The sequence below is a fragment of the Exiguobacterium sp. SH3S1 genome (genome assembly GCF_004337105.1).
GTDB classification, from domain to species: Bacteria; Bacillota; Bacilli; order Exiguobacteriales; family Exiguobacteriaceae; genus Exiguobacterium; species Exiguobacterium aurantiacum_A.
Genome location: NZ_SJUW01000006.1, coordinates 113665 through 127040, shown reverse-complemented (window position 1 = coordinate 127040; position 13376 = coordinate 113665). Strand labels below are relative to the sequence as shown.

The following is a 13376-nucleotide window of genomic DNA, read 5'->3' as shown; positions in this document are numbered from 1 at the left end:
GGTACTGGAAAAACGAGAGGAGCTAGTTGTGTATGAAGCTATTCGTTCTTGGTGCCACCGGACGGACCGGTCATCAGTTTGTCGATCAAGCGATCGAGCACGGCCATCATGTGACCGCCTTCGTGCGCGAACAGAAAAAACTCATCCCGACCCCGCAACTTGAAATCATCGAAGGCGCCGTGACGGACAGTGCGGCGTTGACCGACGCGCTTGCCGGGCACGACGCCGTCATCAGCTGTCTCGGGACCGATTTGAGCGACCCCGATTTCTTGGCCAGCGTGACCGATGCGCTCGTCCCAGCCATGAAAGCGAACGATGTGACGCGCATTCTGTACCTCGCGTCTGCCGGGATTGACAAAGAGATTCCCGGGATCGCCGGAACGGTCGTGACGTTCATGCTCCGGAAGCCGCTTCGCGACCACCGGGCCGCGGTCGACCTGTGGCGCAACTCGTCGTTCGACTACACGATCGTGCGGCCGATGCAACTGACGGATGGTCCGCGGACATCAGTGTACCGGACGGACATCGACGGGATCCCTGCCGACGGTAAACAGATTTCACGTGCCGACGTCGCCCAGTTCATGTTGAACACGGTCGAAGAGAACAGTTTCGTCCGGCAGTCGGTCGGACTGGCGTACTAATTTTTTTGAATCCATGCTACAATATCGGATAGTCAACTTTGAAGGGAACGAATACGAATTATGAGTATATTAACAGTACAAAACTTGAGCCACGGTTTCGGTGACCGCGCCATTTTAAATGACGTGTCTTTCCGTCTATTAAAAGGTGAACACATCGGCCTCATCGGAGCAAACGGTGAAGGAAAATCGACGTTCATGAACATCATCACGCGCAAACTGCAACCGGATGAAGGGAAAATCGAGTGGGCGAAAAACGTCCGCGTCGGTTACCTCGACCAGCACGCCGTCCTCGCACGCGGGATGACGATTCGTGACGTGTTGAAAAGCGCATTCCAATACTTGATCGACATGGAGACACGCATCGGCGAACTCTACATGGAGATGGGCGACGCGTCACCTGAGCAGATGGACGACATGCTCGCTGAAGTCGGCGAACTGCAAGAGACGCTCGATTCGAACGACTTTTATATCATCGATGCGAAAGTCGAAGAAGTCGCCCGCGGACTCGGTATTTTAGACGTCGGTCTCGACCGTGACGTCGCTGACCTATCAGGTGGACAACGGACAAAAGTGTTGCTCGCGAAGCTGCTCCTTGAGAAGCCGGACATCCTCCTCCTCGATGAGCCGACCAACTATTTGGATGAGATCCATATCGAGTGGTTGAAGCGTTATCTTCAGAACTACGACAATGCGTTCATCTTGATCTCGCACGATATCCCGTTCTTAAACAGCGTCATCAACTTGGTCTACCATATGGAGAACCAAGATTTGTCGCGTTACGTCGGCGATTACAACAAATTTATGGAAGTGTACGAGATGAAACGGTCGCAGCTTGAGTCGGCTTATAAACGCCAACAAGCGGAAATCGCTGATTTGAAAGACTTCGTCGCCCGTAACAAGGCCCGCGTCTCGACACGAAACATGGCGATGTCACGTCAAAAGAAACTCGACAAGATGGACGTCATCGAGCTGAGCGCGGAACGTCCGAAGCCAGAGTTCCGTTTCTTGCAGGCGCGCACGTCAGGCCGTCTCATCTTTGACGCGAAAGATCTCGTCATCGGTTACGATGAGCCGCTCTCACGTCCACTCGACCTGCAGATGGAGCGCGGTCAGAAGATCGCCCTCGTCGGTGCGAACGGGATCGGGAAGACGACGCTCCTGAAGAGTCTGCTCGGCATGATCAATCCGCTCGAAGGAACGGTCGAACGCGGCGAGTTCCTAGAGATCGGGTACTTCGAACAAGAAGCGGCCGTCAGCAACAACACGTGTATCGAAGAGATTTGGAGCGAGTTCCCGTCACTCAACCAACAACAAGTCCGGGCCATGCTCGCAAAGTGCGGTCTCATGACGAAGCATATCGAGAGTAAAATCGCTGTCCTCAGTGGTGGCGAAAAAGCGAAAGTCCGTCTCTGTAAGCTCCAAAACAACGAATCGAACTTGCTCCTCCTCGATGAGCCGACGAACCACTTGGACGTCGACGCGAAGGAAGAGTTGAAGCGCGCATTGAAAGAGTATAAAGGTAGTATCCTACTCATCAGTCACGAGCCGGAGTTCTATCAAGACATCGTCACCGACGTCTGGAACTGTGAATCGTGGACGACGAAAGTATTCTAAAACGTGTAGAGGAAGTGTCGCATGACAGGCCCAATCCAATTGAACGAACGCATCGTTCTCTATGACATCATTCGAGGGTTTGCCCTGTGCGGCATCTTCCTCGTCAACATCCCGAGCATGCTCGGGAGCGACTGGATCTTCGGTAAACCGATGTATGAAGGCAGTGACCTCGTCGTAAGGACACTGTTCGACTTGTTCATCCAGACGAAGTTCTATACAATTTTCTCTTTACTGTTCGGCATCGGCTTCTCGATTTTTCTCGAGCGTTCGTACGCGCGCGGGGACTCGGCGAGCCGCTATGTCCGACGCATCATCATCCTTTTCTTGTTCGGACTTGCTCACCTGGCCATCTGGTCGGGTGACATCTTACATACGTATGCGATGTGGGGGTTGTTGCTCCCCTTGTTTTATGGATTGAGCAACCGCGCGATTTTGACGTGGGCGTGGAGTTTGTTGATCGGGAGTTTTCTCTTGTTCTATGGCTCATCTGTCTTGATGGAGTGGACGACGGGGTATTTCAATCCCGGCTATCCGTTCCCGACCGCGTATAACGCCGGCTTTGGCGCTTGGTTCGATTACCGGCTCGACGTCGAGATCTTTAGCGCAATCTCAAACTCTCTGCTTGTCGGGATCGAAATCTTTTGCCTATTTTTATTCGGTCTCTATATCGGGCGTGAGCGGAAGCTGCTCACATGGACGCTTCAAGGATTGACACGAACGGCCATTATTTGCAGTGTTCTCGCCTTGCCGTTTTTCGGGGTCATCCTCTGGCATCGTTACGGCGGTGGTGATGCTTACTACTGGACGAACCTAGCAGCCGTCCTCATCTCAGGAAAACTGCTCGCGACGACGTACGTCTGTCTGTTCACCGTCGCCGTCCGAAAAGGACTCACGTTCCGTCCGCTCCAGGCGCTCGGCCGGATGGCGCTGACGAACTACTTGACGCACACGCTCGTCGTCGTCCTTCCCGTCATCGCCCTCGGGTATTACGGACGTCTGTCGCTCACTGAAGGATTGTTCTTGAGTATCGCGATTTTGATTGCCCAAACGTTCTTCTCAATGTGGTGGCTCAAGTCTCATCGCTACGGACCGTTCGAGAAGTTATGGCGGATCGGGACGTATGGGATTCAGAAGAAAGTATCATAGCATGCAGAAAGGCTCGAAGCATCTCGCTTCGAGCCTTTCTCATTTCTTAGTTCGTCGCCGCTGCTGTCAACACAGGAACGATTTGTTTTTTACGTGATACGACGCCAGGAAGTGTCGCCAGGCCGTCTAACAGTTCGACGTTGAACGCTTGTTCGAACAAATCATGCTTCGCACCGACAACGAGTGCTTCTGAATCATTCGTCAAGATGTTCGTGATTGCGAAGACGAACAAGTCAAGCTGTTTGTCAGCAATCGTCTTCGCCATCGCCGCTTCAACTTCAGCTTTACGGCTCAACACGTCGTGCGCGTCAACCGTGTTCACTTGCGCGATCTCGATGCGGTAGTCGCCCATCGCGAACTCTTTCGCGTCGAGCGAGATGAGTTCAGGCACCGTCTTCTGGCTCAGGTCGGCTCCGGCTTTCAACATTTCGAGACCGTACGCCTCGACGTCAGTTCCGGCGATGTCTGCAAGTTCTTTCGCTGCTTTGACGTCCTCGTCCGTGCACGTCGGTGACTTGAACAAGAGCGAGTCCGAGATGATCGCCGATAGCATCAAGCCGGCCATGTCAGACGCGATTTCAACACCGTGTTCTTTGTACAACTTGAGCAAGATTGTCGCCGTGCAGCCAACCGGCTCCGCCCGGTAGTAGAGTGCGTCTGCCGTTTGGAAGTTAGCGATGCGGTGGTGGTCGATGACTTCAAGGATTCGCACGTCAGCAATGTCGGCCGCACTTTGTTGGAACTCGTTATGGTCGACTAAGATGACCGAGCTCGTTTCGTCCGATACACGTTCGACGAGGCGCGGCGCCTTGACACGGAAGTGGTCGAGCGCGTATTGCGTCTCCCCGTTCACGTCACCGAGACGGACCGCCTCGGCGTCCATCCCTAATTTCTTTTTCAGTTCAGCGTAAGCGAGCGCCGAACAGATTGTATCCGTATCTGGATTTTTATGTCCGAAGACAAGTACTGTACTCATGATGCATTCTCCTCACTGTTATAGTTTTCCCTTATCCATTATACCGTCAATCCCCATTCTTTCAATTCCAAAACAAAAAGAGCCTAGACTCGGCTCTTCACGATTGTTCGTCTTCGTCTGTCTCTTCGAGGTCCGAATGATCCCCTTTTGAATCTTCTTCGTGCGAGATATCCGGTTGGTCCCGGTTCAACTTCTCTTGTTCTTCTTGTTCACGTTTGTCTTGGTCTGACATCTGTCTCATCCTTTCGGTACTGAGTCTTGTCGTAGACTGTTCCCCGAGGTTGACGCGGTCAAACGGATGTCTCACATCCGTAAACAAACTGTCATGTCAGTCAGCCTGAACGAACACGACTTCATCCCCGCGGATCTCGACGTTGACGTCTTGTCCTTGGAACAACCATTCGTCCTGCTCGGCGACGACGAAACGAATTCCATCTGCGTTCGTTTCGACGACGGCGTTATCGATCTCTTCTGTGATGACACCGACCGAGAACCCGTGCGTCAAATCAGTCGAACCCCCGTATTTGGCGAACAGACGAACCGTCTGTCCCGCCTCGACTTCCATTTCGTCTTTAAAAAATTGGAGTGCTTCTTCCGTCACGTTGATCTTCATGTAACATCCTCCTCTCGACTTCTGTCTTCATTCTAATCGTTTCTCAAAAAGCGAGCGAGGAAGTTGCCTAGAGTGTCGTGCCCGAAAGATACGCAACGGTCAGACTTTGCGTCCTAACCGCACCGCCGTTCATCTCATCGAACGTCACATCGAACAAGGCGCGACCGATTTCTTCATGCGGCGCGTGCATCGTCGCTAAGCCGAACGCCTGGCTGATCGGGTGGCCGTCAAACCCGAGGATGGCGACGTCTTCCGGTATGCGGACGTCACGCCGGCGCATCTCCCCTAAAAAACCGAGCGCGACGTAATCGGACGACAAAAAGAGCGCGCGGGGACGCTCTGTTCGTTGAAGGAACTCTGCCGCTAAGCGGATCCCGTCTTCACTCGTCAAGTAACCGGTCCATACCCATCGCTCACGCGCGGACGCCACTTCATCGAAGTAGGCCCGCTGACGCGCGATTGAGCTCGGACTAGACTGCCGCGATAAGACGATGCCGATATCTTCATAGCCAGCTTGCGTTAACACATGCAATCCGGCGACGAACGCCGCGTAATGGTCGACATGGACCGAGGAGATCGTCTCAGGCGCACCGACCGTCGCGACCGAGATCGGGCCGAAGCCACGGTACGTCTCCAATTCTTCGAACGACATCGCATGCGACAACAGAATCGCCCCGTCGACTTCACGATGCTTCAGTAAGTCGAGTGCTTGCCGCTCTTGATCAAGCTTGTACTCGGTCTGCCACATGACGAGACGATACCCTTTCACGAGCGCCGCTTTCGCGAGTCCGTTGACGAACAGTCCGTAGTACGGATGGTCCATATACGGCAACACGACGACGAATCGCTGCGTGCGCCCAGTCGACAGCGTCAACGCCTGCTGATTCCGTAAATAGCCAAGCTCTGCCATCGCTGCATGGACGCGCTGTCGCTTCTCTTTTGAAACGTATGGATGTTCGTTAATCACCCGCGAGACCGTCGTCACCGACACGTCCGCTTGTTTCGCGATATCTCGAATGTTCGCCATCCCGCCTCACCTCAATCCGTCAGTCTTTCCATATAGTGTACCCATTCTACTGACCGACTGTCATCTCTTGCCATCACTTGTCGCCGAATCGCTTGGGCGAGACGAAACCGTTCTTCGATAGGTAAGTGCAGAAACTCATCTTGAAACTGGGCGCACAACATGCGTCCGAACGGTGTGTACAATTGATTGATGACCAGTTCATAGACAATCCCGCTACACCAAGTCTTCCACGTCGTCGGATTCATCAGGCTTCCCTCCTTTGACTCTACCGTACATTCTGAAACGCGTTTCAGAGCAAGCACTTTAGTAAAAAACTCTAATTCCGAACATTAAATACTTAAATGAGAACTTTTTTAGTTTTTTAACTCAAAATCATTGACGATGTCGATTCGATTTCGTATAGTCAACAGGTTGATAACGTGTATTCCACTTTACTAGACAATTAATGTTCGGAAATTACTACTTATAAGGAGTCTTCCTAATGAACTTATTCCGTTTACAGCAACACGGGACGAACGTTAAACAAGAAGTGATGGCCGGCATCACAACGTTCGTCACGATGGCCTACATCTCGGTCGTCAACCCGGCGATTTTGTCGGACGCAGGCATCCCGTTCGCCCAGGCGTTCACGGCGACGATCATCGCCATCTTGATCGGAACAGGGTTAATGGCGTTCTATGCCAACCTGCCGATCGCGGTCGCACCTGGGATGGGCTTGAACGCCTTCTTCGCCTATACACTCGTCGCGCAACAACAGATCGCACCAGAAGCCGCGCTCGGCGTCGTCTTCGTGTCGTCGGTCTTCTTCCTGATCTTATCGCTGTCACCGATCCGGACGAAACTGATTCAAGCGATCCCGGCTTCATTGAAGCACGCCATCACGACCGGCATCGGGTTGTTCATCGCCTCGCTCGGCTTGAAGCTGTCTGGACTCATCGTCGCGGATGAGGCGAACCTCGTCCGTCTCGGGGAGTTGTCGTCACCGAGCGTCTTGCTCGTCCTCGGTGGACTGATCGTCTCGGCCCTCCTCTTCTCACGTAACGTCCCGGGCTCGCTGCTCATCGGGATGGTCGTCACTGGGATTGCCGCCTACTTCATGGGGCTATTGAAAATCGAAGGCGTGACGGCGATGCCGACGCTACCGGAAGGGTTGATGGTCAACCCGCTCACCGCTTTCTCTGACGTCATCCAATATGGCTTGTTCGGGGCCGTGTTGTCGTTCTTCCTCGTCACGTTGTTCGACACGACCGGAACGCTCGTCGGTGTCGGCAAGCAAGCCGGCTTGTTGAAAGAAGACGGGACGATCGAGAACGGGCACCGGGCTTTGTTCGCTGATTCGCTCGCAACGATGGGGGGCTCACTCGTCGGAACGAGTCCATCGACGGCCTACATCGAGTCGGCCGCAGGTGTCGCCCAAGGCGGACGGACCGGACTGACGACAGCCGTCGTCGCCGGCTTGTTCGGTCTCACATTGTTCTTCAGCCCGCTCATCGGTGCGATTTCAGGTGTCGCCGCCATTACGGCGCCGGCCCTCATCATCGTCGGCGCACTCATGCTGACGAACGTCCGCTATATCGATTGGACAGATTTCAGTGAATACTTCCCGGCGTTCATGACGATCCTCATCATGCCACTCTCAGGCAGTATCGAACGCGGGATCGCCTTCGGGTTCATCCTCTACCCGATCTTCAAGGCGATGAACAAAGAGACGGTCCACCCGCTCATCTACTTGTTCGCCGGATTGTTTATTTTGGAAATGTTTTTCCTATAATACTTGACTTTAACCCTCGTCCCCGACGAGGGTTTTTCTGTTATTAATCAGGGAATCACTGTCGTATAGCAGTCGGTTACTGAATATTCGTTCATTATCATCCGGTTCTCAATTAGGCATTATTTTACAATTATTTGAGAAATCCGTTCCATTTTTCTGTTTTCCGACTCAAAGATATGGAATAATGGCGATGAAATCGTTTTCGAAAGTATCATTTAACAGGAAAGAAGGAATGGACATGCCAAACGTGGCGTTGTTCGTCACTTGTCTCTCCGATACGTTATTCCCATCGGTAGGACAAGCGACGGTCGAACTATTAGAACATCTCGGTTGTGACGTCAGCTTCCCGTTCGAGCAGACGTGCTGCGGTCAACCGGCCTATAACAGCGGCTACCATGAAGAGACGAAAAAGATTGCCAAACACATGATTGAGACGTTCGAGAAAGCGGACGCCGACTATATCGTCGGACCGTCCGGCTCGTGTGTCATGATGATGCGCGACTATCCGCACTTGTTCAAAGACGATCCCGTCTGGAAAGAGCGGGCCGAAGCCCATGCGGCGAAGACGTTCGAACTGACGCAGTTCATCGTCGATGTGCTCGAAGTAACAGACGTCGGGGCGAAATTCCCGGCGAAAGCGACGTATCACGCCTCGTGTCATATGACGCGCTTGCTCGGGATCGAGGCGGCACCGGGACAGTTGTTGAAAAACGTTAATGGGTTGACGATGGTCCCACTCGAAGGGGTACATAACTGTTGCGGCTTCGGCGGGACGTTCTCGGTCAAGATGCCGGACGTATCGGTGCAGATGGTCGACGAGAAAGTCGAGTCAATTTTAAAATCAGGGGCCGACGTGTTGATCGGCGCTGATGCGTCTTGTTTGATGAACATCGGGGGACGCCTGCATAAACAAGGGCATCCGATCAAAGTGATGCATATCGCGGAAGTGTTGAACGAAGGGGTGAAACAAGCATGAGCATGGGGATTCGGTTAGACGAGAAGTTTCAAGATCGGCGGAAAGACGGGATCGATAACCCGTTCATGCGCCAAGCCGTCAGCTCGGCGCAAAATCGCCTGCGCGACGGACGTTTGAACGCGGCCGGGGAACTCGGGGATTGGGAAGCGTTCCGCGACCATTCGGAAGAGATTCGTCAGCACGTGCTCGAGCATCTCGATTACTACTTACACCAGTTGAGTGAGAATATCTCGAAGCGGGGCGGCAACGTCTTCTTCGCCGAGACGCCGGAAGAAGCGAACCGCTATATCCGCGAAGTCGTGCGCGCAAAAGACGCCAAACACGTCGTCAAATCGAAGTCGATGGTGACCGAGGAGATCGGGTTGAACGAGGCGCTTCACGAAGAAGGGTGTACGGTCGTCGAGTCGGATCTCGGGGAATGGATCCTTCAGCTCGACAACGACCCACCGTCGCACATCGTCGCACCGGCGCTCCACAAAGACCGGAACGATGTCCACAAGACGTTCACGACCCATGGCTACGACGGAACGAACGACCCGACCGAGCTCGGCCGCTACGCGCGCCGTGAACTGCGCAAAGACTTCTTGAAAGCAGAGGTCGGCATCACCGGTTGTAACTTCGCCATCGCCGAGAGCGGCGCCGTCGGTCTCGTCACGAACGAAGGTAACGGCCGGATGGTCACGTCACTCCCGAACACCGTCATCTCGGTCATGGGGATGGAGCGGGTCGTCCCGTCTTACGAAGAGTTCGAAGTGCTCGTCAATATGTTGTGCCGGAGCGCGGTCGGTCAACGGCTCACGTCATACATCACGACGTTCGCCGGCACGAAAAGCGTCGGCGAAGTCGACGGCCCGGACGAATTCCATCTCGTCATCGTCGACAACAAGCGGTCAGGCATTCTCGGGACTCAGTTCCAGTCCGTGCTCCAATGTATCCGTTGCGCGGCATGTATCAACGTCTGCCCGGTCTATCGCCATATCGGCGGCCACGCCTACGGCTCGATTTATCCGGGACCGATCGGCGCCGTGCTCGCCCCGCTGCTCGACGGTTACGAGAACTATAAAGAACTGCCGTATGCGTCAAGCCTTTGTGGTGCCTGTACGGAAGCGTGTCCGGTCAAAATTCCGCTCCATGAACTGTTGATCGAGCATCGCCGCGTCATCGTCGAAGACAAGAAAAAATCACCGTTCGTCGAACGCATCGCCATGAAAGGCTTCGCCGTCACGTCATCGAGCCCGTTCTTGTTCGAGGCGGCCGAACAGATCGCGCCGTTCGCGTCGTCCCCGTTTGCGACAGCAGGGCAAATCGACAAAGGCTTACCAGCTTGGACCGACTCGAAAGACTTGCCGCAGCCGGCCAAACAGACGGTCCGCGACTGGTTTAAGAAACGGGGGAATGCACAATGAATCCAGGAACGATCACCAACCGTGAAGACTTTTTAAAGCGGATCGCGGGACAACTCGGACGCGACGTCGATTTGACGCCTCCGAAACGAGTATACAAGCACCGTCCGCAAGACGAGGTGTTGAAAGACGCTTCAACAGAGGAACTCCTCGAGACGTTCCGTATGGTCGCGACGCGCATTCATACCGACGTCGTCGAATGTGAGTCGACTCATCTCGATGACACGCTCCGTCTTCTCCTCGAACGATACGACGGCAAGACGATTATCGCCGAGGACGATGCACGCATTAAGGAATGGGCACCCGAAACGAGCCGGGCGTTCGACTGGTGGGATGCCGCGCGTCCGGATGACAGCCGCGCTCTTGCCGTGAAAGCTGACGTTGGGATCACGATTGCCGACCAAGCACTCGCTGAAAGTGCGACCATCGTCCAATACGCGGCCCCCGGAAAATCGCGGACGATCAGCTTGTTGCCGCAAGATCACATCGCCATCATCCCGAAATCGGTGCTCGTGCCCCGCATGACGCAAGCGGCGAAACAGCTGGCCGAACTCGATCGCAACGGCGAGCTCGCCTCACCGCAAGGCGTCAACTTCATCTCGGGCCCATCAAACTCGGCCGATATTGAGATGAACTTGATTGTCGGTGTCCACGGACCGGTCCGTGTCGCCTACGTTCTCGTACATGATCTCTAACGAAAAAACTCGCCACGACGGCGAGTCTTTTCGTTTATTCTTTATTCGACGGTGATGCTGCCGTTCGTCGTCTTCAAGCGAAACGGATGTTCGATGTTTGAACGTCAAAGTCTTATCCCGCACTCATCACTTCGTCAATTTTTCCCATCGAGTCGCCCGCTCGCAATTCGTCTAACTGGGCCTTTCCTTGCTCCGTGATCGCGTAGTATTTCCGTGGCGGTTTTTCTGCCGACTCCTTCAAATACGTCGTGAAGTAGCCTTCCGACGTGAGCCTCCTCAGGAGCGGATAGACCACACCTTCTGAGATGGCACCTTTTTTTAACTTAGCATCCCTCTCACCCCTTCCACTATCTATTAGGTAACAACACATCGTTCGCTATTGTTCAATGGAAACTAGTTAGCACGTTTACTGCATCTCGATAAGTGGTATATCGCTGCAGAAATCTGTACAATAGGTGAACGACACTCGTAGAAAATAATTGTCACAGCCGGAATGTATGTAGTTCCAGGAAGGAACGGTCCCTATGAAAGCTTGGATTGACGAGCGGATCGGAAGGCAGTTTTTATTCGTCTTCTATTTATTCATTGGACTGATCCTCCTCACCTCACTCGCCGTATACGTATATACGGAAAATCGAATCGAAGAGACGACTTCATCGCTCGAGAACGTCAGTGAACGTCGCACGAATGCGACCGAGCTCTTCGAGACATGGCAGTCGATGCAATATGAGATGCGCGGTTACGTCCTCCTCGGTGACGAGGAGTTGCTCGTCCGCGTCAAAGAGAAACAAGTCTTGATCGAGACACAGACCGCCTGGTTCGAAACGAACGCGGTCACAGAAAAAGAACAGACGTATGCGGGGGATGCCCGAGCGTTATTCTCAGCCTATCAACAACGCGTCATGCCTAGCCTCGAGCGCTACGTCGTCGCGAAGCGGGAAGGCACGGTCACCGAGCCGTTCCTGCAAATGCCGACGCTCGGGAAAGTGACGCCTCAAACCGAAGCACAGGCCGATCGGAAATTCAAGATCAACTCGAAGAGCGCGGCTGACATGAGCGCGAGTATCGTCGACATGGAGACGGTGTTCACCGAATACCGCAACGCCTTGAACGCGGAAGAAAACCAACTCCGTGAACAGCTCGCCACCCATACGAAATGGGCGCAAGTGCTCTGGCTCCTGTCGCTACTCACCGTACTACTCGTCCTCTTCATTGCGGCTCGGCCTTACGTACAACGGTTGACCGGTCAACTGCAAGAGTTGATCACGAATAGCAAGCGGCTCACCGACGATCGGGTCATACCCGTCCCTGTTTTGGTATCGACCCGGAACGAGGTCGGCCAACTGACCGACTCGTTCCGTCAAATGGCGTCGTCACTGTCGTCGCAACGTTATCAAGTCGAAGAAGAGCGTGAGAAGACAGCGCGACTCTTGCACTCGATCCGTGATGCCGTCATTTACGTTGAACATACGACGCATGAGAAACTCGCCAACCAGGCGCTCTTCGTCATGTTCAATCAGGCCATCACAAAGCAAAACGAGACGGACCTGTATCGGCTTGATGCCGACCTTGAAGAACTCGGTCTCCAAGTCGATCAAAAAGACTCGTTCTTCTCGTTCATGCGCCGAGCGTTTGACGGCGAAGCGATGGAAGAGAGCGTGACGTTCTCGATGAATCAAGAAGAACGGTTCATCCAAATGTACGCTGAAAAGATTCATTTGCGTGGCACACGCCACGGCACGATGCTCGTCTTCCGGGACGTGACGCAAGAAACCGAGGTCGACCGCTTGAAGACAGAACTTGTCTCGACGGTGTCTCATGAACTGCGCACCCCCTTAACGAGCATCATCGGGTTTACCGAACTTATGCGCTATCGGACGATGCCGGCTGAACGGACCGATCAATATTTAGGGATGATTCATCAAGAGACGCTCCGTCTCGAGGATTTAATCTCCAACTTACTCGACGTTCAGCGAATGGAGTCGGGTAAACAGACGTATCAAAACGAGCCCGAAAGCTTGTACGATATTTTGGCAGAAACGATTGCCGTCCATCAAGGCGCGAGTCAACACCACGACTTATCGTTTGAATGTGATAACGACATCCTCGTGTACGGGGACCGGAACCGGCTCAGCCAGCTGTTCACGAACCTGCTCCATAACGCGATCAAATATTCACCGAACGGCGGAAAAGTTGCGGTGTCCGTCACGAATGACCAGTCGGACGGCGTCGAAATTTCCGTCACGGACTCTGGCATCGGAATCCCGACTTCAGCGCTCCCGAAACTGTTCGACAAGTTTTATCGCGTCGACAATTCGGCCAGCCGGAAGATCGGTGGCACCGGTCTCGGTCTTGCCATCTGTAAAGAGATTGTCGAAGGGCATGACGGGACGATCCGGGTCGACTCACGTGTCGGTCTCGGATCGACGTTCACGATCGTCTTGCCGAAATATATCGAGGAAGATCAAATGAGCGGCTAAACAATAAGGGATGACTCGCCTCGGGCGAGCCATC

The 13376-nt window shown here is 53.8% G+C and carries 14 protein-coding genes; 8 read left to right on the top strand and 6 right to left on the bottom strand.

Translation table 11 applies throughout. From position 1 onward, the window contains the following. Positions 1 to 32: 32 nt before the first annotated feature. Genes EVJ26_RS08545 through EVJ26_RS08535 form a run of 3 tightly spaced genes read left to right on the top strand, consistent with a single transcriptional unit; the run spans position 33 to position 3401 of the window. A complete protein-coding gene (locus EVJ26_RS08545; RefSeq protein WP_131457916.1) occupies positions 33 to 641 on the top strand; it encodes an NAD(P)-dependent oxidoreductase in 609 nt (202 codons plus the stop codon). A gap of 60 nt (positions 642 to 701) precedes the next feature. Beyond that, positions 702 to 2255 carry an ABC-F family ATP-binding cassette domain-containing protein gene (locus EVJ26_RS08540; protein ID WP_131470263.1) on the top strand — a complete coding sequence of 518 codons (1554 nt, stop codon included), beginning with the start codon at positions 702 to 704 and terminating at the stop codon, positions 2253 to 2255. Between the two features lie 21 nt (positions 2256 to 2276). Continuing rightward, on the top strand, positions 2277 to 3401 hold the full coding sequence (locus tag EVJ26_RS08535) for a DUF418 domain-containing protein (RefSeq protein ID WP_131457918.1): 1125 nt from the start codon (positions 2277 to 2279) through the stop codon (positions 3399 to 3401). A 46-nt stretch (positions 3402 to 3447) separates the two neighbouring features. Here the strand turns inward: EVJ26_RS08535 and EVJ26_RS08530 are convergent, their stop codons facing one another. The 5 genes from EVJ26_RS08530 to EVJ26_RS08515 form a co-directional block, all read right to left on the bottom strand. After that, complete coding sequence (locus EVJ26_RS08530; protein WP_131457919.1) at positions 3448 to 4377, bottom strand: manganese-dependent inorganic pyrophosphatase; 930 nt, start codon at positions 4375 to 4377, stop codon at positions 3448 to 3450. 97 nt (positions 4378 to 4474) lie between these two features. Then, positions 4475 to 4609, bottom strand: coding sequence for a hypothetical protein (locus EVJ26_RS14560; RefSeq protein WP_255417550.1), 135 nt, complete (start codon positions 4607 to 4609; stop codon positions 4475 to 4477). Between the two features lie 96 nt (positions 4610 to 4705). Beyond that, complete coding sequence (locus EVJ26_RS08525) at positions 4706 to 4990, bottom strand: HesB/YadR/YfhF family protein (RefSeq protein WP_016507928.1); 285 nt, start codon at positions 4988 to 4990, stop codon at positions 4706 to 4708. 67 nt (positions 4991 to 5057) lie between these two features. After that, complete coding sequence (locus EVJ26_RS08520) at positions 5058 to 6017, bottom strand: LacI family DNA-binding transcriptional regulator (protein WP_131470262.1); 960 nt, start codon at positions 6015 to 6017, stop codon at positions 5058 to 5060. An 11-nt stretch (positions 6018 to 6028) separates the two neighbouring features. Beyond that, positions 6029 to 6262, bottom strand: a complete 234-nt coding sequence (locus tag EVJ26_RS08515; protein WP_131470261.1) for a hypothetical protein — start codon at positions 6260 to 6262, stop codon at positions 6029 to 6031. A 236-nt stretch (positions 6263 to 6498) separates the two neighbouring features. On the opposite strand from EVJ26_RS08515, the gene EVJ26_RS08510 reads away from it, so the two are divergent. The 4 genes from EVJ26_RS08510 (at position 6499) to EVJ26_RS08495 (ending at position 10862) form a co-directional block, all read left to right on the top strand. After that, positions 6499 to 7788 (top strand): NCS2 family permease, encoded by a 1290-nt coding sequence (locus EVJ26_RS08510; protein WP_016507932.1) that lies wholly within the window; start codon positions 6499 to 6501, stop codon positions 7786 to 7788. Positions 7789 to 8026: 238 nt separating this feature from the next. Beyond that, positions 8027 to 8764 (top strand): (Fe-S)-binding protein, encoded by a 738-nt coding sequence (locus EVJ26_RS08505; RefSeq protein ID WP_131457923.1) that lies wholly within the window; start codon positions 8027 to 8029, stop codon positions 8762 to 8764. Positions 8765 to 8766: 2 nt separating this feature from the next. Further along, positions 8767 to 10170, top strand: a complete 1404-nt coding sequence (locus tag EVJ26_RS08500; RefSeq protein WP_131469352.1) for a LutB/LldF family L-lactate oxidation iron-sulfur protein — start codon at positions 8767 to 8769, stop codon at positions 10168 to 10170. Further along, positions 10167 to 10862, top strand: coding sequence for a LutC/YkgG family protein (locus EVJ26_RS08495; RefSeq protein ID WP_131470260.1), 696 nt, complete (start codon positions 10167 to 10169; stop codon positions 10860 to 10862). Before EVJ26_RS08500 ends, EVJ26_RS08495 begins: the two co-directional genes overlap by 4 nt. A gap of 112 nt (positions 10863 to 10974) precedes the next feature. Here EVJ26_RS08495 and EVJ26_RS08490 read toward each other — a convergent pair whose 3' ends face one another. Then, complete coding sequence (locus tag EVJ26_RS08490; protein WP_236635538.1) at positions 10975 to 11232, bottom strand: PadR family transcriptional regulator; 258 nt, start codon at positions 11230 to 11232, stop codon at positions 10975 to 10977. A 154-nt stretch (positions 11233 to 11386) separates the two neighbouring features. On the opposite strand from EVJ26_RS08490, the gene EVJ26_RS08485 reads away from it, so the two are divergent. Then, positions 11387 to 13342 (top strand): HAMP domain-containing sensor histidine kinase, encoded by a 1956-nt coding sequence (locus EVJ26_RS08485; RefSeq protein WP_131470259.1) that lies wholly within the window; start codon positions 11387 to 11389, stop codon positions 13340 to 13342. Positions 13343 to 13376 lie beyond the last annotated feature (34 nt).